Annotated in this window: 24 protein-coding genes and 2 pseudogenes; 12 read left to right on the top strand and 14 right to left on the bottom strand. The window is 68.4% G+C overall.

Annotation, left to right across the window (positions count from 1 at the left end; genetic code table 11):
* From ACVNF4_RS06595 to ACVNF4_RS06625, 7 genes are all read left to right on the top strand, one after another.
* The coding region (locus ACVNF4_RS06595; protein ID WP_461801723.1) for an FHA domain-containing protein at positions 1-338 on the top strand (338 nt) is incomplete at its 5' end.
* A 10-nt stretch (positions 339-348) separates the two neighbouring features.
* Complete coding sequence (locus ACVNF4_RS06600; RefSeq protein WP_461801724.1) at positions 349-888, top strand: FHA domain-containing protein FhaB/FipA; 540 nt, start codon at positions 349-351, stop codon at positions 886-888.
* A 140-nt stretch (positions 889-1,028) separates the two neighbouring features.
* A complete protein-coding gene (locus tag ACVNF4_RS06605; RefSeq protein ID WP_461801725.1) occupies positions 1,029-2,528 on the top strand; it encodes a Stp1/IreP family PP2C-type Ser/Thr phosphatase in 1,500 nt (499 codons plus the stop codon).
* Between the two features lie 48 nt (positions 2,529-2,576).
* A complete protein-coding gene (locus ACVNF4_RS06610) occupies positions 2,577-4,025 on the top strand; it encodes an FtsW/RodA/SpoVE family cell cycle protein (protein ID WP_461801726.1) in 1,449 nt (482 codons plus the stop codon).
* Entirely contained in the window at positions 4,022-5,485 is a 1,464-nt protein-coding gene (locus ACVNF4_RS06615) for a penicillin-binding transpeptidase domain-containing protein (RefSeq protein ID WP_461801727.1), read from the top strand. The genes ACVNF4_RS06610 and ACVNF4_RS06615 overlap by 4 nt, the downstream gene beginning before the upstream one ends.
* A gap of 159 nt (positions 5,486-5,644) precedes the next feature.
* A complete protein-coding gene (gene pknB, locus ACVNF4_RS06620) occupies positions 5,645-7,669 on the top strand; it encodes a Stk1 family PASTA domain-containing Ser/Thr kinase (RefSeq protein ID WP_461801728.1) in 2,025 nt (674 codons plus the stop codon).
* A gap of 110 nt (positions 7,670-7,779) precedes the next feature.
* A complete protein-coding gene (locus tag ACVNF4_RS06625) occupies positions 7,780-8,412 on the top strand; it encodes a restriction endonuclease (RefSeq protein WP_461801729.1) in 633 nt (210 codons plus the stop codon).
* 73 nt (positions 8,413-8,485) lie between these two features.
* Here ACVNF4_RS06625 and ACVNF4_RS06630 read toward each other — a convergent pair whose 3' ends face one another.
* Genes ACVNF4_RS06630 through ACVNF4_RS06655 form a run of 6 tightly spaced genes read right to left on the bottom strand, consistent with a single transcriptional unit; the run spans position 8,486 to position 12,522 of the window.
* Positions 8,486-9,220 carry a class E sortase gene (locus tag ACVNF4_RS06630; RefSeq protein WP_461801730.1) on the bottom strand — a complete coding sequence of 245 codons (735 nt, stop codon included), beginning with the start codon at positions 9,218-9,220 and terminating at the stop codon, positions 8,486-8,488.
* Positions 9,221-9,232: 12 nt separating this feature from the next.
* Positions 9,233-10,204, bottom strand: coding sequence for a class E sortase (locus ACVNF4_RS06635; protein WP_461801731.1), 972 nt, complete (start codon positions 10,202-10,204; stop codon positions 9,233-9,235).
* Positions 10,201-10,839: an aminodeoxychorismate/anthranilate synthase component II gene (locus tag ACVNF4_RS06640; protein ID WP_461801732.1), complete on the bottom strand. Its 639-nt coding sequence runs from the start codon at positions 10,837-10,839 to the stop codon at positions 10,201-10,203. The genes ACVNF4_RS06635 and ACVNF4_RS06640 overlap by 4 nt, the downstream gene beginning before the upstream one ends.
* Complete coding sequence (locus tag ACVNF4_RS06645; RefSeq protein ID WP_187753147.1) at positions 10,836-11,033, bottom strand: hypothetical protein; 198 nt, start codon at positions 11,031-11,033, stop codon at positions 10,836-10,838. The genes ACVNF4_RS06640 and ACVNF4_RS06645 overlap by 4 nt, the downstream gene beginning before the upstream one ends.
* A 16-nt stretch (positions 11,034-11,049) precedes the next feature.
* A complete protein-coding gene (locus ACVNF4_RS06650; RefSeq protein ID WP_461801733.1) occupies positions 11,050-11,712 on the bottom strand; it encodes a class E sortase in 663 nt (220 codons plus the stop codon).
* A gap of 12 nt (positions 11,713-11,724) precedes the next feature.
* A complete protein-coding gene (locus tag ACVNF4_RS06655; protein ID WP_461801734.1) occupies positions 11,725-12,522 on the bottom strand; it encodes a DUF881 domain-containing protein in 798 nt (265 codons plus the stop codon).
* 93 nt (positions 12,523-12,615) lie between these two features.
* On the opposite strand from ACVNF4_RS06655, the gene crgA reads away from it, so the two are divergent.
* A complete protein-coding gene (gene crgA / locus ACVNF4_RS06660) occupies positions 12,616-12,870 on the top strand; it encodes a cell division protein CrgA (RefSeq protein ID WP_461801735.1) in 255 nt (84 codons plus the stop codon).
* Positions 12,871-13,128: 258 nt separating this feature from the next.
* Here the strand turns inward: crgA and ACVNF4_RS06665 are convergent, their stop codons facing one another.
* The gene (locus ACVNF4_RS06665) at positions 13,129-14,046 is read right to left on the bottom strand and encodes a rhomboid family intramembrane serine protease (protein WP_461801736.1); all 918 of its coding nucleotides are present in this window, start codon (positions 14,044-14,046) and stop codon (positions 13,129-13,131) included.
* Positions 14,047-14,187: 141 nt separating this feature from the next.
* Entirely contained in the window at positions 14,188-14,706 is a 519-nt protein-coding gene (locus ACVNF4_RS06670) for a peptidylprolyl isomerase (RefSeq protein WP_461801737.1), read from the bottom strand.
* Between the two features lie 266 nt (positions 14,707-14,972).
* Between ACVNF4_RS06670 and ACVNF4_RS06675 the strand changes: the two genes are divergently transcribed.
* Positions 14,973-15,689: a DUF5324 family protein gene (locus tag ACVNF4_RS06675; RefSeq protein ID WP_461801738.1), complete on the top strand. Its 717-nt coding sequence runs from the start codon at positions 14,973-14,975 to the stop codon at positions 15,687-15,689.
* Positions 15,690-15,839: 150 nt separating this feature from the next.
* On the opposite strand, the gene ACVNF4_RS06680 is transcribed toward ACVNF4_RS06675, so the two are convergent.
* From ACVNF4_RS06680 to ACVNF4_RS06695, 4 genes are all read right to left on the bottom strand, one after another.
* Complete coding sequence (locus ACVNF4_RS06680) at positions 15,840-16,247, bottom strand: hypothetical protein (RefSeq protein ID WP_461801739.1); 408 nt, start codon at positions 16,245-16,247, stop codon at positions 15,840-15,842.
* A 64-nt stretch (positions 16,248-16,311) separates the two neighbouring features.
* On the bottom strand, positions 16,312-17,538 hold the full coding sequence (locus tag ACVNF4_RS06685) for a PucR family transcriptional regulator (protein ID WP_461801740.1): 1,227 nt from the start codon (positions 17,536-17,538) through the stop codon (positions 16,312-16,314).
* Positions 17,525-18,724: a cation:proton antiporter gene (locus ACVNF4_RS06690; RefSeq protein ID WP_461801741.1), complete on the bottom strand. Its 1,200-nt coding sequence runs from the start codon at positions 18,722-18,724 to the stop codon at positions 17,525-17,527. The genes ACVNF4_RS06685 and ACVNF4_RS06690 overlap by 14 nt, the downstream gene beginning before the upstream one ends.
* A gap of 372 nt (positions 18,725-19,096) precedes the next feature.
* Positions 19,097-19,462, bottom strand: coding sequence for a hypothetical protein (locus ACVNF4_RS06695; protein ID WP_461801742.1), 366 nt, complete (start codon positions 19,460-19,462; stop codon positions 19,097-19,099).
* An 86-nt stretch (positions 19,463-19,548) separates the two neighbouring features.
* Here ACVNF4_RS06695 and ACVNF4_RS06700 point away from each other — a divergent pair, with 86 nt between their 5' ends.
* From ACVNF4_RS06700 to ACVNF4_RS06710, 3 genes and pseudogenes are all read left to right on the top strand, one after another.
* A complete protein-coding gene (locus tag ACVNF4_RS06700) occupies positions 19,549-20,004 on the top strand; it encodes an NUDIX domain-containing protein (RefSeq protein ID WP_461801743.1) in 456 nt (151 codons plus the stop codon).
* A gap of 200 nt (positions 20,005-20,204) precedes the next feature.
* Positions 20,205-20,834 (top strand): annotated as a pseudogene (locus tag ACVNF4_RS06705) (L,D-transpeptidase family protein); the annotation flags it as partial.
* Between the two features lie 200 nt (positions 20,835-21,034).
* Positions 21,035-21,751, top strand: coding sequence for a serine hydrolase (locus ACVNF4_RS06710; RefSeq protein ID WP_461801744.1), 717 nt, complete (start codon positions 21,035-21,037; stop codon positions 21,749-21,751).
* Between the two features lie 32 nt (positions 21,752-21,783).
* Here ACVNF4_RS06710 and ACVNF4_RS06715 read toward each other — a convergent pair.
* Together ACVNF4_RS06715 and ACVNF4_RS06720 are read right to left on the bottom strand one after the other, a co-directional pair.
* Positions 21,784-22,418, bottom strand: a pseudogene (locus ACVNF4_RS06715) (nucleotidyl transferase AbiEii/AbiGii toxin family protein); the annotation flags it as partial.
* Positions 22,415-22,780: a hypothetical protein gene (locus ACVNF4_RS06720; protein ID WP_461801745.1), complete on the bottom strand. Its 366-nt coding sequence runs from the start codon at positions 22,778-22,780 to the stop codon at positions 22,415-22,417. The gene ACVNF4_RS06720 and the pseudogene ACVNF4_RS06715, both read right to left, overlap by 4 nt.
* Between the last annotated feature and the right edge of the window lie 52 nt (positions 22,781-22,832).

Below are 22,832 nucleotides of genomic sequence, written 5' to 3' on the forward strand. Positions count from 1 at the left end.
CCCCCGGACAGGCCGGCCAGGGCGGTGGCCTCGCCGGAGCCCCCGCGCCCGGCTCCCGCGCCCGGCACTGGATCGAGATCAACGGCGCCCGCCACCAGATCTCCGGCCTGACCCTCGTCCTCGGCCGCTCCACCGACGCCGACGTGCGCATCGACGACCCCGGCGTCTCCCGCCGGCACTGCGAGATCCGTACCGGTTCGCCCTCGACCGTCCAGGACCTCGGGTCCACGAACGGCATCGTGGTGGACGGACAGCACACCACCCGCGCTACGCTCCGCGACGGCTCGCGGATCGTCGTGGGCAGCACCACCGTTATCTATAGGCAAGCCGAAGGGTGAAGCGGGGGCAATGTCAGAGCTGACCCTGACGGTCATGCGGCTGGGTTTCCTGGCCGTACTGTGGCTGTTCGTGATCGTGGCCGTACAGGTCATCCGCAGCGACCTGTTCGGTACGCGCGTCACCCAGCGCGGCTCGCAGCGCGGCTCCCGGCGCGGTGAAAACCGGGGCGCGGGCCAGAACCAGCGCCAGCAGCAGGCCGCCGCGCCCCCGCAGCAGCGCCAGCAGCCCTCCTCCGGGGGCCGCCGGGGCCGTAACGCCCCGACGAAGCTGGTCGTCTCCGAGGGCACCCTCACCGGCACGACGGTCGCTCTCCAGGGCCAGACCATCACGCTCGGCCGCGCCCACGACTCGACGATCGTGCTGGACGACGACTACGCCTCCAGCCGCCATGCCAGGATCTACCCGGACCGCGACGGCAACTGGATCGTCGAGGACCTGAACTCCACCAACGGCACCTACCTCGACCGAACGCGGCTGACGACCCCGACGCCGATCCCGCTGGGCGCCCCCATCCGCATCGGCAAGACCGTCATCGAGCTGCGGAAGTAGTGCTGCATCATGAATGAGCGCGAGCGGAGCGAGCACGCGGGGCGAGCCGGCACACCGGCCTCCGGCGCGCTCTCGACCGGAGGGTGGGCAGTGTGGCTCGACACGACCGGCTGCATGCGGAGCCGGGGGGTGAGGTGCGCATGAGTCTGTCCCTGCGCTTCGCCGCCGGCTCGCACAAAGGCATGATCCGCGAGGGCAACGAGGACTCCGGATACGCCGGCCCCCGGCTGCTCGCCATCGCGGACGGCATGGGCGGCGCCGCCGCCGGCGAGGTCGCCTCCTCCGAGGCGATCTCCACGATCGTCGCGCTCGACGAGGACATCCCCGGCTCCGACGTCCTCACCTCCCTCGCCAACGCCGTCCAGCGCGCCAACGACCAACTGCGCTCCCTGGTCGACGAGGACCCCCAGCTCGAAGGCATGGGGACGACGCTGACGGCCCTGCTGTGGACCGGCCAGCGCCTCGGCCTCGTGCACGTCGGCGACTCCCGCGCCTACCTGCTGCGCGACGGCGTCCTCACGCAGATCACGCAGGACCACACCTGGGTCCAGCGCCTCGTCGACGAGGGCCGGATCACCGAGGAGGAGGCGACGACGCACCCGCAGCGCTCCCTCCTGATGCGCGCCCTCGGCAGCGCCGAGCACGTCGAGCCCGACCTCTCGATCCGCGAAGTCAGGGCGGGCGACCGGTATCTGATCTGCTCCGACGGCCTCTCCGGCGTCGTCTCCCACCAGACCCTGGAAGAGACCCTCGCCAGCTACCAGGGCCCCCAGGAGACCGTCCAGGAGCTCATCCAGTTCGCGCTGCGCGGCGGCGGTCCCGACAACATCACCGTGATCGTCGCGGACGTCCTCGACCTCGACACCGGCGACACCCTCGCGGGCCAGCTGTACGACACCCCCGTGGTCGTCGGCGCGGTCGCCGAGAACCAGACCCACCTGCACGACAACGGCATCATGGAGACCCCGGCGGGACGCGCCGCGAGCCTCGGCCGGCACCGCGCGAACCCCGGCGGCGGCGAGTTCGGGCCCCCCGGCTCCGGGGACGTCACGGGATACATCCCGGCGGGCGGGTTCGGGGACTACTCCGAGGACGACTTCGTCAAGCCCCGCAAGGGCCGTAAGTGGCTCAAGGTCACCCTCTACAGCGCGCTGACCCTGGCCGTCGTCGGCGGCGGGCTGTACGGCGGGTGGCGGTGGACGCAGACCCAGTACTACGTCGGCGCCAAGGGGGAGCACCTCGCGCTGTACCGGGGGATCAGCCAGGACCTGGCGTGGGTGTCGCTCTCGGAGGTCGAGAAGGACCACCCCGAGATCGAACTCAAGTACCTCCCGCAGTACCAGCAGAAGCAGGTCGAGGAGACCATCCCGGCGTCCAGCCTGCAAGGCGCGCAGAAGAAACTCGACGAGCTGTCCGTCCAGGCGTCCGCGTGCAAGAAGCAGGCGCAGGACGGGAGTTCGGGAACCGGATCGTCCTCGTCCGCGTCCAAGCCGTCGCCGAAACCCTCGGCCTCGACGAGTTCGAACCCGAGCACGTCCCCGTCCCCGTCACCGACGGCCACGCAGGCGGCCAGTCCGAGTCCCGGGCCGAGTTTCTCTCAGGAGGAGGAGCGGGTCGTCTCGCTGTGCGGCAAGCAGTAGCAGCCGTACGGCCAACGGCAGGCACGCCGTGAGAGGCCCCGTCACACGATGAGCAGTACTACCAACACACCGACGAACCACACGTCCACGATCGGTGCCATCGGAGCGCCGAGCAGACGCAACACCGAGCTGGGACTGCTGGTGTTCGCCGTCCTGATCCCGGTGTTCGCCTACGCCAACGTGGGACTCGCCATCAACGAGCAGGTACCGGCGGGGCTGCTCGCCTACGGCCTGGGGCTCGGTCTGCTGGCCGGGATCGCCCATCTCGTCGTCCGCAAGTTCGCGCCCTACGCGGACCCGCTGCTGCTGCCGCTGGCGACGCTGCTGAACGGACTGGGGCTGGTCGCCATCTGGCGACTGGACCAGTCGAAGTTCCTCCAGCGGGCCCACCAGGCGGGCACCGCCTCGCCCCGGCAGTTGATGTACACGGCGCTGGGCATCGCCTTCTTCATCGTCGTGCTGATCTTCCTCAAGGACCACCGGGTCCTCCAGCGCTACACCTACATCTCCATGGCCGGCGCGATCGTGCTCCTGCTGCTGCCGCTGGTCCCCGGCCTCGGACTGGACGTCTACGGCGCCAAGATCTGGATCTCGGTCGCCGGGTTCTCCATCCAGCCCGGTGAGTTCGCGAAGATCGTGCTTGCGATCTTCTTCGCCGGGTACCTGATGGTGAAGCGGGACGCGCTGGCCCTCGCGAGCCGCCGGTTCCTCGGGCTCTACCTGCCGCGTGGGCGCGACCTCGGGCCGATCCTCGTGGTCTGGTTCATCTCGATCCTCATCCTGGTCTTCGAGACCGACCTCGGTACCTCGCTGCTGTTCTTCGGCATGTTCGTGATCATGCTGTACGTCGCGACCGAGCGGACGAGCTGGATCGTCTTCGGTCTGCTGATGTCGGCGGTCGGCGCGGTCGGCGTCGCGAGCTTCGAGTCGCACATCCAGACCCGTGTCCAGGCGTGGCTCGACCCGCTGAACGAGTACAAGCTGAGCCAGGCCGGCGTCAAGGACGGCGTCCTGCACTCCGAGCAGGCCATGCAAGCCCTCTGGGCGTTCGGCTCCGGTGGCACCCTCGGCACCGGCTGGGGGCAGGGCCACTCCGAGCTGATCAAGTTCGCGGCCAACTCCGACTTCATCCTCGCCACCTTCGGCGAGGAACTGGGCCTGGCCGGCCTGATGGCGCTGCTCCTGATCTACGGCCTGATCGTCGAGCGCGGTATCCGTACCGCCCTCGCAGCCCGCGACCCCTTCGGCAAGCTCCTCGCCATCGGGCTGTCCGGCGCGTTCGCCCTCCAGGTGTTCGTCGTCGCCGGCGGTGTCATGGGGCTGATCCCGCTGACCGGTATGACCATGCCGTTCCTGGCGTTCGGCGGTTCCTCCGTGATCGCCAACTGGGCGCTGATCGGCATCCTCATCCGCATCAGCGACACGGCCCGCCGCCCGGCCCCGGCCCCCGCCCCGAACCCCGACGCCGAGATGACCCAGGTGGTCCGCCCCTCATGAACAAACCCCTGCGCCGCGTCGCGATCTTCTGCGGTCTGCTGATCCTCGCCCTGCTGGTGCGGGGGAACTGGCTCCAGTACGTCAAGGCGAACGAGCTGGCCACCGACGACAAGAACCGGCGCGTGCCGATCACCCGGTACTCGATCCCGCGCGGCAACATCATCGTCGACGGCAAAGAGATCACCGGGTCGGTGGAGACCAAGGGCGACTACAAGTACAAGCGGGTCTGGAAGGACGGCGCGATGTGGGCGCCGGTCACCGGGTTCTCGTCCCAGGCGTTCGGCTCCAACTTCCTGGAGAACATCGAGGACAGCGTCCTGTCCGGGACCGACGACCGGCTGTTCTTCCGCAACACCCTCGACATGCTCACCGGCAAGCAGCGCGCCGGCGGCAGCGTCGTCACCACGCTGAACGCCGCCGCGCAGAAGGCCGCGTACGAGGGGCTCAAGGGCAAGAAGGGCGCCGCCGCCGCGATCGACCCGACGACCGGCAAGGTCCTGGCGCTGGTCTCGACACCGTCGTACGACCCCTCGAAGTTCGCCGGGAACACCGACGCCGACACCGAGGGATGGGTCGCCGTCCAGAAGAAGAACGACCCCGACGACCCGATGCTGAACCGGGCGCTGCGCGAGACGTACCCGCCCGGGTCGACGTTCAAGGTCGTGACGGCCGCGGCGGCGCTGGAGAACAACGTCGTCTCCGGGATCGACGACAAGACCGACACCCCGGACCCGTACCGGCTGCCGCAGTCCGGGACCGACCTCGGCAACGAGCACGGTGACTGCGAGAACGCCAATCTGCGGTACGCGCTGATGGTCTCCTGCAACACCGTCTTCGCGAAGATGTCCGACAACGTCGGCAACGAGAAGATGATCCAGCAGGCGGAGAAGTTCGGTTTCAACGAGGGCAAGCTGGACATCCCGGTCCGTGCGGCCGAGTCCGTCTACCCCAAGGACAACCGGCCGCAGAACGCGCTCGACGGCATCGGGCAGGGCTCCAACCGGGCCACCCCGCTCCAGATGGCGATGGTCGCGGCGGCTGTCGCCAACGACGGCAAGCTGATGCGGCCCTACATGGTGGACTCGCTCAAGTCCCCCAACCTCGACACGCTGGAGACCACCGACCCCAAGGAGCTCTCCCAGGCGGTCTCCTCCGCCACCGCGCAGAAGCTCCAGGCGATGATGGAGACGGTCGTCAAGGACGGCACCGGGAAGAACGCCCAGATCGACGGCATCACCGTCGGCGGCAAGACGGGTACCGCCCAGCACGGTCTGAACAACAGCGAGAAGCCGTACGCCTGGTTCATCTCCTACGCCAAACTGGCCGACGGCTCCTCGCCGGTGGCCGTGGCCGTGGTCGTCGAGGACGGTTCCGCCGTCCGTGAGGACATCAGCGGTGGCGGTCTGGCCGCGCCGGTCGCCAAGGCCGTCATGCAAGCAGTCATCGGAAACAAGAAGTGACCCCGCTCACGTAATCCGCGCATCGGTGCACGTTGCGATACCGGTCCTGTATCGAGTCACAGGCATGGCCAGGTCACACAGAGCGATCCGGGTAGCGTATGCCCGGACGGCAGCCTCGCGCCTGTGGGCCGAGACCGACGGAGAGGGCTGGTAGCAGACATGGAAGAGCCGCGTCGCCTAGGCGGCCGGTACGAGCTGGGCCAGGTGCTCGGACGTGGTGGCATGGCTGAGGTCTACCTCGCCCATGACACCCGCCTTGGCCGCACCGTGGCGGTGAAGACGCTGCGCGTGGACCTCGCGCGCGACCCTTCCTTCCAGGCCAGGTTCCGCCGGGAGGCCCAGTCGGCCGCCTCGCTCAACCATCCCGCGATCGTGGCGGTCTACGACACGGGTGAGGACTACCTCGACGGTGTCTCGATCCCGTACATCGTCATGGAGTACGTGGACGGCTCCACGCTCCGCGAACTCCTGCACTCCGGGCGCAAGTTGCTGCCCGAGCGCTCGATGGAGATGACCGTCGGCATCCTCCAGGGACTGGAGTACGCGCACCGCAGCGGCATCGTCCACCGGGACATCAAGCCGGCGAACGTCATGCTGACGCGCACCGGCCAGGTCAAGGTCATGGACTTCGGTATCGCCCGTGCGATGGGTGATTCCGGGATGACGATGACGCAGACCTCCGCGGTCATCGGCACCGCCCAGTACCTCTCGCCGGAGCAGGCGAAGGGGGAGCAGGTCGACGCGCGGTCCGACCTGTACTCGACGGGGTGCCTGCTGTACGAGCTGCTCACCGTACGGCCCCCGTTCGTCGGTGACTCCCCCGTCGCGGTCGCCTACCAGCACGTCCGCGAGGAGCCGCAGCCGCCGTCCGTCTTCGATCCGGAGATCACTCCGGAGATGGACGCCATCGTCCTCAAGGCGCTCGTCAAGGACCCCAACTACCGCTACCAGTCGGCCGATCAGATGCGCGCCGACATCGAGGCGTGCCTCGACGGGCAGCCCGTCCAGGCCACCGCCGCGTTCGGGTCGGTCGGGTACGGCGGGTACGGGGACGACCAGGCGACGACCGCGCTGCGCTCCGACGGCGGTGCCACCACCATGCTGCCGCCGATGTCTCCGGACGACGGGGGCTTCGGGTACGACGACCGGCCGGCTCGGCGTCGTCAGCAGAAGAAGTCGAACACGTCGACGATCGTGCTGGCGCTCGCCGCTGTGCTGGTGCTGGTGGGGGCTGTGCTCATCGGGTGGTACGTGACGAACGGGAAGGGTGTCGGGAACGACACGACCCCCGTGCCGTCGTTCGTCGGCCAGACGCAGCAGCAGGCGGAGCAGACTGCTCTCAACGGCGACCTCAAGGTGACGGTCGCCGAGAAAAAACCCTGCGAGAACATGGAGACCGGGAAGGTCTGTTCACAGGATCCCGTCGCGGGGACGAGCGTCGACAAGCAGACGACGGTCAAGCTTGTCATCTCGACGGGGGCGCCGAAGGTGGTCGTGCCGAGTGTCCTCGGTGACGACGTGGACGAGGCCACGAAGCTCCTTGAGGGCGACAAGTACGGGTTCACCGTCAAGACCAAGACGCAGGTGTCCGACGAGGACGAGGGCAAGGTCCTGAAGCAGGATCCTGAGCTCGGTGCCGAGGTGGAGAAGGGGTCGACCATCACCCTCACCATCGCCAAGCCCGCGGAGAAGGTGACGGTTCCCGATGTGTCCGGGCTGAGCTGTGACGACGCCAAGGCGCGGATCCAGCAGAACAATCTGAAGGCCGGGGACTGTTCCGCCGTCGACACGCAGGACCAGAACCAGGTCGGGAAGGTCATCTCGACCAACCCGAGCATCGGGAACCCCGTCGACAAGGGCACGACCATCAACATCCAGGTCGGGAAGGCCACGCAGGTCCAGGTTCCGCAGAACCTCACCAGCCTCTCCCTGCGGGACGCCAAGCAGGCCCTCTCCAACCTCGGGCTCCAGGTCAACGTCGTCGGCTCCCAGGACGACAACGCCCGCGTCTTCAACTCCAACCCGGGGCCCGGCTCCAACGTCCAGCCGGGCTCGAACGTCACCCTCTTCGCCGGGGGGAACATCAATGACAACGGCGGGGGTAACAACAACGGGGGCGGGGGTGGGGGCGGCAGCAACATCTTCGGTGGGCTGACGGGGACGTCGTTCCGCCAGGAGGACTGACGCGCGGTAGCGCTTTCAGCCCCGGTTCCCCTTTCGGGGGGCCGGGGCTTTTTCGTACGTCGGTTCGTATGTCGACCGTGTCTTCGTACACGTTCGTTCGTTTGTAGGACATGATCAACGAAACCGTGCTGTTGGAGTCCAAGTCGCTGCGGGAGAGTGTGGCGGAGCGGACGGAGGTGTTGGAGCGGGTCAAGGTGTTGTCGTTGCTGCCGGATGGGGTGCATGTGACGACGGGGATGGTGGCGGAGTACTTCGGGGTGGGCGTGGAGGCCATCAGGTCTCTCGTGAAGGATCACCGAACCGAGCTGGAGGCCAGCGGCTACCGCGTTTTGACAGGTACATCACTGAGGTCCTTTAAGGACCTCTGTGGGATCCAGATGCGCACAAGCTACCTCGCCCTCTTCCCCCGCCGAGCCGTCCTCAACGTCGCCATGCTGCTGCGGGACAGCGAAACCGCACGTCAGGTACGTGTGTATCTCCTGGACATGGAGTACATGGTCCGCACTCAGCCTGTGGATAACTCTGTCCACAGGCCCTCCGAGTCCATCGACCAGCTTGTGGATAACCGGATCGACGAGCGCATCATCCACATCCTCGGCAAGACCGTCGTCCCGATGTTCAACGCGCTGATCGAGACGTCTGGTGAGCATCGCAGGGAGCTGATAGCTCTGCGGACGGACGTGGCGGGTGTCGAGACGCGGCTACGGCACCACCTGGCAAGGCAGCGAAGGCTCTCACGCTGATCGGCGAGAGTGACAGCTCGTCACTCTCGCCGAGAAGTTGTCCACAGGAACTGAGCTCCTTCAAGGAGCTCAGTTACGCCAGTTCCTTCGGCGGCGTCCGCTTAGAGTCCACCTTCTCCGTGCGGACCAGCTCCCCCCACACCACATACCGGTACCGGCTCGTATACACCGGCGTACAAGTCGTCAGCGTGATGTAGTGGCCCGCCTTCTCCGTCCCGGACTCCTTGGGGATCTGGGAGAGGACCTTGACGTTGTACTTGGACGTCTCGGGGAGGACGGAGAAGACCTTGTAGACGAACCACGTGTCGCGGGTCTCGAAGACGATCGGGTCGCCGTCCTTGAGTTTGTCGATGTTGTGGAACTTGGCGCCGTGGCCGTCGCGGTGGGCGGCGAGGGTGAAGTTGCCCTGTTTGCCGGAGGTGGGGAGGGTGGCCGAGACGGGGTCGGTGTAGTAGCCGGCGACGCCTTCGTTCAACACGTCCGAAGACGTGCCCTTCTCCACCAACACCTCGCCGTTCTTCATGGCGGGGACGTGGAGGAAGCCGATGCCGTCCTTCGTGTCGAGGGCGCCGGGGCCGGCCGGCTTGGACCAGTTGTCGCGGACCTTGTCGCCCTGGCGGGCGGCTTCGCGGTCGGCGATGACGTTGGTCCACCAGAGGGAGTACGCGACGAAGAGCCCGAGGACGAGACCGGCGGTGATGAGGAGTTCCCCGAGGACGCTGACGGCCGCCGCGAGGCGCCCGCCCTTGCGGCTGGGCGCGGGTGAGCCGGCGTGCTGGGTGGTCGTCCCGTCGGTCGTCGCTGTCACGTCTTCAAACCCCTACTCGACGAGCGCATCCGGCTTTCCCTTGCTGCGCGGCCGTTCCTCGACCATCTTGCCCCAGACGATCAACCTGTACTTACTGGTGAACTCCGGCGTACAGGTCGTCAGGGTGATGTAGCGGCCGGGTCCGGTGAACCCGGAGCCGGGCGGAACGGCGTCGAGAACGCTGGTATTGCTGGGCGAGGTGACCGGCAGGATGGAGGCCATCTTGTAGACGAAATAGTCGTCCTGGGTCTCTACGACGATCGCGTCACCCGGCTGCAAACGGTTGATGTACCGGAACGGTTCGCCGTGGGTGTTGCGGTGTCCGGCGAGCCCGAAATTCCCGGTCTTGGCGTCCGGCATCGGGGTGGCGAGGGTGCCCTCGCCGTAGTGCCCGACCATCCCCTTGTCGAGGACCTTCTTGTTGCTGACGCCTTCGGCGATGGGGACGACGACGTCCAGCTTGGGGATGTGGAGGAGGGCGAACCCCTGGCCCGCGGAGAACGTGCCGGGCGCCCCTTTGCCGCTGGCCCAGTCCTTCTGGAGCTGGTTGGCCTCGCTGCCGGCCTGCGCGTGGGCGCGGACGTTGGTCCACCAGAGCTGGTAGCCGACGAACAGGAGCATGAGGACGCCGGTGGTGATGAACATTTCACCGAGCGCCCGGCTCGCGACGACGGCGGGGCTGGGCTTGCGCGCCTTGGCCTGGCGCCGGGCCTCGACGCGGGAGAGCGGGGGCGAGCCCGGGGACAGGGGCCGCGACTCCTCCGCCGGTGCGGCGACGACACGTCCACGGCGGCCCTTGGCGGCCTTTCTGCGGGCCGCGCGTCCGCCGTAGGGCACGAGAGCGCCGGAGGTGGCGGCCGTGCCCGCAGACGCGGATATGGGGTCACCACCCTGGGGCGGCTCGGGTATCCGCAGGGCCATGGTCTCGTCGTCGCCACCGTAGGACCCGTACGACCCTTCGCGCTCGGGGCGCAGGGCGGTCACGCGGTGGCCCTGCCCACGACCGGCGCGAGCCCGGCCGATCTCGCGACCGCGCCCTGGTCGCCGCACTCGGTGAGCCAGTTGGCGAGCATCCGGTGGCCGTGCTCGGTGAGGACGGACTCGGGGTGGAACTGGACGCCTTCGACGGGGAGTTCCCGGTGGCGCAGGCCCATGATGATGCCGTCCTCGGTGCGGGCGGTGACCTCCAGCTCGGCCGGGACGGTCGTCGGCATCGCCGCGAGGGAGTGGTAGCGGGTCGCGGTGAACGGCGAGGGCAGGCCCGCGAAGACGCCCTTGCCGGTGTGTTCGACCAGGGACGTCTTGCCGTGCAGCAGCTCGGGCGCGCGGTCGACGACACCGCCGTACGCGACCTGCATGGACTGCATGCCGAGGCAGACGCCGAAGACGGGGACGCCGGTCGCGGCGCAGTGCCGGACCATCTCGATGCAGACGCCGGCCTCCTCGGGGGTACCGGGGCCGGGCGACAGGAGGACGCCGTCGAAGCCGTCCTGCGCGTGGGCCGTGGAGACCTCGTCGTTGCGCAGAACCTCGCACTCGGCACCCAGCTGGTACAGGTACTGGACCAGGTTGAAGACGAAGCTGTCGTAGTTGTCGACGACGAGAATGCGCGCGCTCACTGGTTGTCCACCGTCACATCGTTGAAGGGAAGCAGCGGTTCGGCCCACGGGAAGACGTACTGGAAGAGGACGTAGACGACAGCGAGGACCAGCACGATCGAGATCAGTGCCTTGAGCCACGCATTGCCTGGCAGATGCCGCCAGATCCAGCCGTACATGCCGTCCCTTCCGTCGTACCACGGCACCAGACTCACGCCGTACCGCACCAGACTAACGGCGCAGCGCCGGGGGTCTGCCTTCGTCCACAGGCGTCGTGGAGTCCAGGTGTGCCCACACGACGAGCCGGTGGCTGTGGCCCCACTCCGGATCGCACGTGGTCAGCGTGAGGTAGCGGCCCGGCGCCGTGTACCCCGATTTACGTGGCACAGGGGAAATCACCTCAACGTCGGTGGGGACGGTTTTGTAGGGCCCTTTGTCGATCCGATACGTGAACCAGGTCGTCCCGTCGCTGAGCACGACGGCGTCGCCGCGCCGCAGCTCGGGGAAGTCCTTGAAGGGGTCGCCGTAGGTGCGGCGGTGTCCGGCGACGGCGAAGTTGCCGGGGCCGCCGAGAGTGGCCGTCCCGGCGTAGTGGCCGAGCCCTTTCTTCAGGGTGCCGACGGCGGTGCCTTCCAAGATCGGCTTGTTCCACGTGAAACCGAGCCGGGGGATGTACATGACGGCGAAGGGCTGCCCCTTCTCATAGGTCTTCGCTTTCGGTGCGACCGGCTGAGGTTTCTGCCAGCGGCTTTCGAGTCGCTGGACCTGCGCTGTCATGTCCCGATCCGCCTGTACGCCGGTCCAGTACAGGACGTAGACGACGAACAGGACGATCACCGCTCCCCCGGTGATGCACAGTTCACTGACGGTCCTGACGATCCCCCGTAAGGACACGGGACCCCCCGGTTACTCCACAGGCTCGGCGTAGTGCAGATCCACTGTGCCCGAGTAACCGGGCAGCGTCACCGTGCCGTCGTCGGTGACTTTCCAGCCGAGGCCGTAGACGTCGACGTACACCATGTAGTTCTGGATGGCCTTGGACGCCGCGAGGGCGTTCTTGAGCTTCTGGGGGTCGCCGACCGCCTGGATCTTGTAGGGCGGCGAGTAGACGCGGCCCTGGAGGATCAGGGTGTTGCCGACGCAGCGGACGGCGCTGGTGGAGATCAGGCGCTGGTCCATCACCTTGATGCCCTCGGCGCCGCCCTGCCAGAGCGCGTTGACGACGGCCTGGAGGTCCTGCTGGTGGATGACCAGGTAGTCGGGCTGGGGTTCGGGGTAGCCGGGGAGTTTGGCGGTGGCGTTCGGCGGGGCGTCGTTGAGCGTGACGGTGAGGGCCTTGCCCTTGATCTCCTGGGTGCCGGCGCCCCGTTCCAGGGCGGCGAGCTTGCGGTCCTCGGTGGTGGAGCGGCCGGAGTCGGACTCGGCGAGTTCCTCGACCTGGCGGCGCAGGCCGGCGTTGGACTCGTCCAGCACGCCGTTCTTGTGGCTGCGCTGCTGGATCAGGTCGGAGAGGCGCAGCAGGGAGGCGTCCGTGCGGATGTCGGTGCCCTTGGCGGTGTCGAAACTGGTGAAGAAGATCAGACCGGCGAGGGCGAAGACTCCGACGGTGAGCACCCTCATGGGAGGGACTCGGCGGGAACGAGCGGGACGCGTGGGTGCGGCACCCGTTGAACCGTTACCTGGGGAGTCGGCAGAATTGCTCAACGTACCGTTATCTCCTTCGGCGCCGTGGAAGCACTACGCTAACCGACGCCCGGGGGAGCGCTCAGTGTCCCCTTGCCAGCAGGAGAGACCCTCGTGCCGAAGTCACGCATCCGTAAGAAGGCCGACTACACGCCGCCGGCGGCGAAGCAGGCGACCGCGATCAAGCTGAACAGCCGGGGCTGGGTGGCGCCGGTCATGCTTGCGCTGTTCCTGATCGGGCTGGCCTGGATCGTCCTCTTCTACGTGACCGACGGGGACCTCCCCCTCGACGCGTTGGGCAACTGGAACATCGTCGTCGGGTTCGGCTTCATCGCGGCCGGGTTCGGTGTCTCCACCCAGTGGAAGTGACGGTTCGCGGGTAGTTTTCCCCAGGGCTGTTCGTGGAGTTATCCACAGGCCAGGGCTCGTTGTCCACACGGTGGGGAAAAAGAACGACGATCTGTGGATAACTCCCAGGACGTTGACGCCGGTACGACGAACCCACAACCCCTCGAAAACACCTTCGCCCCCTGCCTGACCTGCGTAAACGCCGGTCGGATGCAGGGGGCGAACCCGTTCGTCCACAGGATGCACAGGCTGTGCTACAGACTGTGGACAACTCTGTGCTCAGGTGAGCTGAGAGGTCCTCAAGAGGGTCACGATCACGACTGCGGCGAGCACTAGTGCACAGGTGCCGAACTGGATCAGCGCCCGGCGCTCCCGGGGCGCGTAGACCATCGCCGCGCCGATGAGAACCCCGGCGACGAGACCGCCCACGTGGGCCTGCCAGGCGATGCCGCTCCAGCCGAACGTGATGACGAGGTTGATCACCAGGATGGCGATCATGGGGCGCATGTCGTAGCGCTGGCGGCGCATGAGGACGGCCATGGCGCCGAAGACGCCGAAGATCGCGCCGGAGGCACCGAGGGACGCCTGGCCGGGGTCGGCCAGCAGATACGTGAGCGCGGAGCCGGCCAGTCCCGAGACGAAGAACAGCGCGAGGTAGCGGGCCCGGCCGAGGGCCGCCTCCAGCGGGCCGCCGATCCACCACAGGCTCAGCCCGTTGGAGAGGATGTGGAGGATGCTGCCGTGCAGGAACATCGAGGTCAGCAGCCGGTACCACTGGCCCTCGGCGACGCCCTGCACATCGGTCCAGCTGATCGCCGGGTAGAGCATGCGGCCGACCAGTTCGAACCGGTCGGTGAAGCCGCCGACCGTCTGCTGGGCGAGGAACACGACCGCGATGATCCCGAGCAGGATCTTCGTGACCAACTGAGGGTCCCCGGCGATGCTGCCGCCCGCGATCGTGCGCGGCCGGTTCGCGTCCGGCGCGTGTCCGGTCCCCGACCCTCCCCCACTCTTCGAGCGGGAGGTGCCCCCACTCACGCACTCCGGGCACTGGAAGCCCACCGACGCGCTGACCATGCACTGCGGGCAGATCGGGCGCTCGCAACGGGTGCAGCGCACGCCGGTCTCGCGGTCGGGGTGACGGTAACAACCGGCCAGCCCGGACGCCTCCGGCCGGCCGTCTCGCGCCTGGTCCACGGGATACCCCTAAGCAGCTACGGAACGGGTCTCAACAGGTACTGAACGGGTCGTATGCAGCGCATTGCCCCGCTCTTCCCTACGGATGAGCGGGGCAATTGGTTCCCGGAGGAGCGGTGGCCGCCCCTCTTGGGGGAGCGGTCAGCGCTTCTCGACGACGACGCTCTCGATGACGACGTCGTTGACCGGGCGGTCGTTGCGGCCGGTCGGCGTCTTGGCGATCGCGTCGACGACCTCGGTGCCCTTGGTGACCTTGCCGAAGATGGTGTGGCGGTTGTTCAGGTGCGGGGTCGGGCCCACGGTGATGAAGAACTGGGAGCCGTTGGTGCCGGGGCCGGCGTTGGCCATGGCCAGCAGGTAGGGCTCGCTGAACTTCAGCTCGGGGTGGAACTCGTCCGCGAAGCGGTAGCCCGGACCACCGGTGCCGTTGCCCAGCGGGTCGCCGCCCTGGATCATGAACCCGGAGATGACGCGGTGGAAGACGGTGCCCGCGTAGAGGCTGTCCGCGCGCTTCTGGCCCGTGCTCGGGTCGACCCACTCGCGCTCACCCGTCGCGAGCCCGGTGAAGTTCTCGACCGTCTTCGGCGCGTGGTTCGGGAACAGCTCGATCTCGATGTCGCCGTGGTTGGTCTTGAGGGTGGCGTAGAGCTTCTCGGCCACTGAGGGCGCCTTTCGTCGACTTCCTGCTTAACCCCCCGATCCTCGCACGGGTACCCCGGCCGCGTCGCCTGACGCCTGTTTACTGCGCGGTATCCGCACGCGGGGCAGCGCCGGGAGGCGTTCCGTGGCATTGTCGGCGATGTGTCCGACCGGTACCCGTATGCCCGTCCCCGCATGCCCGGCAGGGCCGGAACAGGCATGATCCGCAAGTGGGTGGACAGCCGACGAACAGCGATAGAACGTACGCCACCGAGGAGGAGGAACCCGTGACCCGCATCGACAGCGTGCGCGCCGCGACCGGCTCGGCGAAGGACAGCGTGCTGCACGCCGCGGAAGTGGTGGCGCCCTACGCCGATACGGCGAGGGAGAGGGCGGCGCACTACGCGCAGGAGGCCCGGGTACGGCTCGCGCCTAAGGTGTCCCAGGCCGCCGAACAGGCTCGTGTGCAGTACGACGCCCATCTCGCCCCGCGACTCGAACAGGCCCTGACGCATGTCCCGCCGAAGGTGGACCTCGCGGCCCACGAGGCGGCGCTCCGCACCAGGATCGCCGCCCGGCAGGCCGCGGAGTACTCCCGGCAGGCCGCCGACTACTCACGCCCCCGTATCGAGCAGGCGGTCGCCGCCGCCGCGCCGGTCCGTGAGGAGGCCGCCTCTCGGGGTGCCGCCGCTCTCGCGGCCCTGCGTGGCCAGGTGACCCCCGAGCAGATCGACCGCCTCGTCCGCGCGAACCGCCGTCGCGCCCGCGTCGGCCGCGCGGTCAAGGGCGTTGCCGTCCTCGGCCTCCTCGCGGGCGGCGCCTACGCGGCCTGGCGCTGGTGGGACCGCCAGGCCAACCCCGACTGGCTCGTGGAACCCCCCGCCGCGACCGAGGTCCCCGTCTCCCCCGCCCCCCTCACCTCCGTCGACGGCACCGGCCTCGACCCGGAGGTCCAGGCGAAGGAGGCGGAGGAGGAAGAGGCTCGGGGGAAGAAGCAGAGCTGAGCGAGGCGCAGCGCTGGGGCCGGGACTTCTCAACTCCCGGCCCCAGCGGCATGTTTCACGTGAAACGACGGTTTCACGTGAAACAACGTCGAGGGGGCGCCGAGTCGGAGCGGTTCGGTGACAGTCGGAGCGTCTCGGTGAGTCCGCCCCTCAGTCCTCCCAGCCCCCCGACACCCTCCGGTACGCCGCTCGCGCGTCCACCACCCGCGCCAACGTCGTCCCCAGCAGCGCCGCTCCCAGCAGGCAGGCCAGCCACAGGGCGTCGCGGGAGACCATCCAGGTCAGGGTGCCGGCCGGGGGGATGGCGAAGCCGTTGAGGAAGAGCCAGCAGAGGGCGGCGGTGCCGGGGGCGGCGGTGAAACGGGCGCAGAGGCCGAGGAGCGCGGCGAGGATCGAAAGGGCCAGGAGGACCAGGAGAGGGCGGTCCATGCCTATCGTCGTGTTGAGGACGGCCACCAGGAGGAGCGCTCCGGAGAAGGCTCCCGCCCAGATCAACGGCGTCGCCACCGGCTGGGGCACCGGCCGGGAACCGGTTCCGAAGTCGCTCCACTCGATCATGTCGACACTCCTTCTCCCGCCCGTCCGACACCGCACGGGGACCCGGGAATTCTCCCACTCCGGCTCAGCTCAGGGGCCTGGAGGGCCAGTTGAGCAGTCTCGCCCCGATGACGGCGGTTTGGAGGGTGTATCGGTGCGTGGGGTCTGTGGGGTCGACGCCGGTGAGGGAGTGGACCCGCTCCAGCCGGTACGTCAACGCCCGCACGCTGAGTGAGAGTTCACGCGCGGCGGCAGCGGCGACGCAGCCCGTGTCGAAGTAGGCGGCGAGTGTGTCGAGCAGCGGCCGGGCCCCGCCGCGCGCCTCCTCCAGCGGGACCAGCGTGTGCTGGACGAGGTCCATCAGCGCCTGCCGGTCGCGGGCCAGCACCGGGAAGACGAGGAGATCGGCGGCGCGTAGCAAGGGTTCGTCGAATCCCATCCGCTGGGCGACGTCGAGGGCGTTCAGCGCCTCCTCGTACGAGTGGCCGATGCCGACCGCACCCGTCCGGGTCCGGCCCACGGCGACCTGTCCGGTGCCGCCGGTGGCTGTGTGGACCAGCTTCGCGAAGTGGACGAGGACGTCCTCCTGGTCGCCCGGCGCGACGCACACCATGCGGCCGTCCTTGGTGGTGAACAGGATGCGCCGGTGCTCGAACCGGGCGAAGAGTTCGGCGGCGACCTGGCGTGGCACGGGGTCGGTCTCCTCGTACGCCTCGCCCCCGGTCGCCACGGCGACGGCGTGCGCACGGGACAGGCGCAGACCGAACCGTTCGGAGCGGGCGGCGAGTTGGCCGGGGTCGCCGTGCCCGGCGAGGAGGTCGTCGATGAACTCGCGGCGCGCGGCCTCCTCTTTGCGCACGACGAGCCGCTGTGCGCGCTCGTACCCGTCGGAGAAGGCGTCCACGGCCTGTTCGACGACGCTCAGGACGTCGTCCAGATCGGCCTTCTCGGGGCGGTTCTCCCGGCCCGCGCTGAGGTACGCGCGCACCAGGGGGCGCCAGGCCAGCCCCGCCTCGGCGGCTCGCGCGCCCAGCGCCCGCCGTGACTCCAGTTCCCCCCGTGTCAGGCGACGGCCGGTCGTCGCCGCGTCCGCGAGGATCTCCGCGAACCCTTCGACGAAGACGTGTGTCTCCGCTCCCCCGAGAACGCCTTCCACCCCGTACGCCCCCTCTGTCGTCGTCTGCTGCGTACGACGCGCTGGGGCGGGGTTCGGATGCAGGGGGGTGCGGCGGGTGGTGCGAGTGACGGTCTGCGGGCGGGGGCGGCTCGCTCCGGACGCCGTCCGTATCGTCGTTCTCTCAGCCGCTCGCATGTGCCGCCTCCCTCTGGCGCGTGGTGCGCGCTGTCGTCGTCTTCGTCAGGCGGCGGGCGAGGGGTTCGGTCCAGCGGGCGGTGAGGGGGCCGAGGAGGACGAGGATCAGGACGTAGGCGGTGGCCAGGGGGCCGATGCGGGGTTCGGTGCCGACCGCGAGGCCGGCGATGACGATGGAGAACTCGCCGCGTGCGACGAGGACTCCACCGGCCCGCCAGCGGCCCGGGACGGAGATGCCCGCGCGGCGGGCGGCCCAGTAGCCGGTCGCGATCTTCGTCGCGGTGGTGACCAGCGCGAGCGCGAGGGCCGGGAGCAGGACCGGGGGGATCGCGTGCGGGTCGGTGTGCAGGCCGAAGAAGACGAAGAAGACGGCGGCGAAGAGGTCCCGCAGCGGCGTGATGAGGTTCCCCGCGCCCTCCGCGACCTCACCGGACAGCGCGATCCCGACGAGGAACGCGCCGACCGCCGCCGACACCTGCAACTGCTGCGCGAGCCCGGCGACCAGCAGCGTCAGGCCGAGGACGACGAGCAGCAGCAGCTCGGCGTTGTCGGAGGCGACCGCGCGGCTGACGAGACGGCCGTGCCGCAGCGCGACGTACAGCACCGCGCCGACGGTGCCCAGCGAGATCAGCAGCGTCACCGCGCCGCCCGCGAGGCTGACCCCGGCGAGGACGGCCGTCAGGATCGGCAGGTAGACGGCCATCGCGAGGTCCTCCAGGACCAGCACGCCGAGCACCACCGGCGTCTCCCGGTTGCCGAGGCGGCGCAGCTCCCCGAGGACCTTGGCTATCACCCCGGACGACGAGATCCAGGTGACGCCGGCGAGCGCGACGGCCGCGACCGGGCCCCAGCCGAGCAGCAGTGCCATCACCGCGCCGGGGGTCGCGTTGAGGACGAAGTCGACGGCGCCGGAGGGGTACTGCGTCTTCAGCGTCGTGACCAGCTCGGACGCGCTGTACTCCAGGCCCAGCATGAGGAGCAGCAGGATGACGCCGATCTCGGCGCCGGTCGAGATGAAGCTCTCGCTCGCCTCGAACGGGAGCAGTCCGCCCTGGCCGAAGGCGAGTCCGGCGAGCAGGTAGAGGGGGATCGGGGAGAACCCGATGCGTCCGGCCAGTCGGCCGAGCAGGCCCAGGGCGAGGATGATCGCCCCGAGTTCTATGAGCATGGCTGTGGTGTCGTGCACGGGCGTCTGACCTCCGTCGATTCGGTTCAGGTCGCGGGCGTCTGTGCCGACGCGGGCCGGTCCCCGGGGGGGGGTGGGCGCGCGTCGTACTCGTACGGCAGGGGGTGGGGTGTGGGTGCGGGGTGTGGGTGATGGCGGCGTGGGCCGGGCCGGGGCGTCCGGTGTTCTACGGACGGCGGCGGGGGCGGGGGCAGCGGTTAGAGGCTGCGGCCGGTATCAGGAACGCCGTCGCGGGCGGCGTTGTCGACACGGACGGTACGGATGCCCTGGTACATGGAAACGCCCCCCTTCACGCGGACAGCTGAGGTGTGCGGACAGCTGTAAGTATTCGGTAAAGAACTTTACCGTATCTCTCCTTGCCGCGCGGCAAGTTCAGGAGGGAAGCGTGCGCTTCGCCTTGCGGAGGCGGGTACCGAGGGTGAAGGTGATCATGGCGATGACCAGCATGAATGCGACCAAGAGGGCGTCCGCGGCAAGTCTGTCGAACTGGTCCCGCAGGGGTTCGAGCAACAGGACCCCGCCTGCCGTCCCGACGACTCCTGCCGCCACTCCGGCTCCCCAGAACCGGTGCCGGCTGAAGAACCACTGCGTGAGCAGTATCAGCACGGGGAAGGGGAGCATGCCGCTGTCGCCGTCCAACAGCCACAGGAACGCCCCGGCGACTCCGATCAACGCGAAGCCGGTCAGGGTCACCAGGGCGGTCTCCGCCCATCTCACCGGCTGCTGATGCTCACCCATGGCCCCGCCCCCTTGGTCGTCGTTTCACGTGAAACATACTGGCCGGACAGGCGACTTGAGCATGTCGTCCGACGAGAGGCGTATCCGTGAAGCGACTCGTCGCCCGGTTGTGGCGGCTCCTTCGTGGCTCTGTGCAGTGGCGGATCCTCTGGTTCGCGCACGCGAAGTTCGTGGTGGGGGTGACGGGGGTGGTGCGGAACGATGCCGGCGAGGTGTTGTTGCTGAAGCATCGGATGTGGCCGCCGGAGCGGCCGTGGGGGTTGCCTACCGGATTCGCCGTCAAGGGGGAGGAGTTTCCGTCGACGGTGGTGCGGGAGGTGAAGGAGGAGACGGGGTTGGATGTGGTGGCGGGGCGGTTGGTGCGGGTGCGGAGTGGTTATCGGCTTCGGGTGGAGATGGCGTATGAGGCGGTGTATGTCGGGGGGACGTTGAAGATCGATCCGTTCGAGATTCTGGAGGCTCGGTGGTTTCGGACGGATGCGTTGCCGGTGGAGTTGCAGGAGGTGCATCGGGAGTTGATCAGGGGGGTGGAGTTGTCGTGAGTTTGTGGGGCCGGGGTGTGGGGATGCGGGGGCGCCGGGATGTCAAGCACCCTCCCGTCCGCCGATCGGGGGGAATTCAGTGGGGTGTCGCGTGAGGGGAGGGTGGGGGTGGGAGGGATTTCGGGACATGGTCTCGGTGGCTGGAGGTGGTGAGGGTGCGGCGTTGGTGGCGGTGGGGGGTGGCCGGAGGGGCGTTCGTTCTGGTGGGGGGTGTGGTGTCTCCAGGGGCGGTGGCCGCGCCTGCGGCTTGCCGGGTTGCCACCGGGCCCTATCAGCGGGAGATGGAGCGGCATTTGGGGTTGCGGGTGGACGGGGTGCAGTCGCCGGGGGATTGTCTGGCCGTCCAGCGGTTTCAGCAGCGGAACGGGGTGGCGCCTGCTGATGGATATGCGGGGCTGGGGACTTACCGGACGATGCTCGTCGTGGAGGCGCGGCCGAATCCCAATGCCGGGGGGAAGTGTCCGGTGCGGAGTTATCGGGTGGCCTGTGTCGATCTCACTCGGCAGTTGATGTGGGTGCAGGAGGGGAAGCGGGTCGTCTATGGGGTCGTTCCCGTACGGTCCGGGCGGGACGGGGCCGAGACCAGAACGGGGTGGCATCGGGTCTACTGGCGGGATCTGGATCACTATTCCAGCCTTTACGACAACGCCCCCATGCCTTATTCACAGTTCTTCGACGGAGGTCAGGCCTTTCACGGCACGTACGGCGACCTTTTCTCCGGGGGGTCCCACGGGTGCGTGAATCTCCGCCTCACGGACGCCCGCCGGCTCTGGGACGTCCTTGAGCTGGAGGACGCCGTCTTCGTGTACGGGGTGAAACCGGGGACCGCGCGGAACGTGCCGTACGTGACGCCTGTGCCGTGGGGTGACCCGGCTCCGGTCGGGGAGGTCGGGCCGCCGCCGAATCCTGATCCCGAATGAGGGGGGTGGGGTGGTGCGCGCAGGTCCTGTCCGCGTGCCTGCTGGTGCTGGTACCGGCCCCTTCGGCTGATGCCTTGGCCGGTGTGACCTGCACGTCAGGGCAGCGGGGGTTGGCCTCTAAGCTGCGCGACGGGATCACGCGGGCCCTCTCCGGTCGACGCGGCACCGTCGCCGTCGCCCTCCACGAACGGACGTCCGACACGCGGTGCGCGCTGCGCAGCACGTACGCGTTCGACGCGGCCAGCGTCGTCAAGGTGACCGTCCTCGGCACGCTGCTGTGGGACGCCCAGCGGGCGGGGCGGGAACTCACCTCGAAGGAGAGGTCGCTGACGTCCTCGATGATCACTCGGTCGTCGAATTCCGCGACCAACACTCTGTGGAGTCAGCTGGGTGTGGCGAAAGTCCGGCGGTTCCTGACAGCCGCGAAGATGACCCAGACCGAGCCGAATCCCTACGGCTATTGGGGCCTCACCCAAATCACCGCCCGAGATCAGCAGCGCCTGACAGCACTCTTGGTCGACCAGAACGAGGTACTCGACGCGGCCTCGCGGTCCTACGCGCTGGACCTGATGAGCAAGGTCGTGAAATCCCAGAGCTGGGGGACGACCGAGGGGGCTCCTGCGGGAGTGAAGGTCTATGTCAAGAACGGGTGGCTTCCGCGCGAGAGTTTCGGGTGGCGGGTGCACAGCAGTGGGGTGTTCATCGGGGCTGACCGGACTTACACGATCACTGTGCTGTCGCACGGGAACGCGAGTATGAAATACGGGGTGACGACTATTCAGCGGGTGGCTCGGGCTGTGCATTCTGCGCTGGCTGGGGAGGGGTAGTGGGGGTGGTGCTGTATTCGGTCAGTGTCGGTGTCGTCGTCCATGTTGAGCCTGTGTTCGAGGTCGGTGACCCAGTTCTGGGCCCATCGCCTCAGCTCTGCCGTCTCGGCCGCTGACAGGCCGTACGCCTCGAATTCCGCGTCATCGATCCACTCGGCGGTGCCGAGGCGGTCGCGAAGGTCGTCGAGGCGGAACTGGCCCCGGCCGTGGCGCTCGCCGAGTCGTTCGAGGTCCGCGATCGTGTGATCGTAGGCGGCTGCGTGTACGTCGATGAAGTCCCGGGGTGCGGCGCGGTCCGCCAAGGCGCGGACCTTGGTGCCGATCACATCGTCAAGGCCGAGGACAGGGCCGTACGGAGTGAGGGTCGGCTGTGCCCACAGATTTTCCTTGAGGACGTCGATCTCGCACTCCTCGCCGGTGTCGGGACTGGTCGCCATCAGGCGGGCGGCGAGTGGGTCGACACTGACGAGGTCGACCTGCCAGCCACGCTCCGTCAGTCCACGTACCAAGTCGTCGACGATGGTCGCCATCTGGGCGGGGTTCTCAGTCGCGACGTCGATGCCCTGGCTCATTCGGTCCACCAGTCCGTGGGCCTGCGCGGCGGATACAGGGTGCCGATCGTGACGACGTCCGCGAGAAGCCTGCGGTGGAGTGCCGTGATCTTCACGCTGCTGCCGGTGCCTGGTGTTCGAGTTCGGGGAACGCGGACTCCCAGACCTCTCGGACGTGCCGGCTGATCATGGTCCTCATCACCGGCCACTGGACGAGCAGCAGGTCACGGTTCAGGAAGTGGGTGATGTCGGCGCGCTGTCCTTCGGCGAGTACCGTCCGGTAGAGGCCCATGCACTGTCGAGGGCGGTCCAGGTCGTACGTGCGCATGCCTGACCAGACAATGTGCAGCGGTAGCTCGACCGAGCCGTGGTCCGGGCCGGTGAGGTCGTCCAGGGCAGCGGGGAGGCGTCGGGCGTACCGCTCATGCAGTACGTCCTCGACGGAGGGGGTGGGATCAGGAGACGACTGCTGAACCATGTGACCCAGTATTCCGTGCGTACGGGGTGGATGGCGGGGCGGACTCGGATTT

This window comes from Streptomyces sp. S6 (assembly GCF_054880855.1).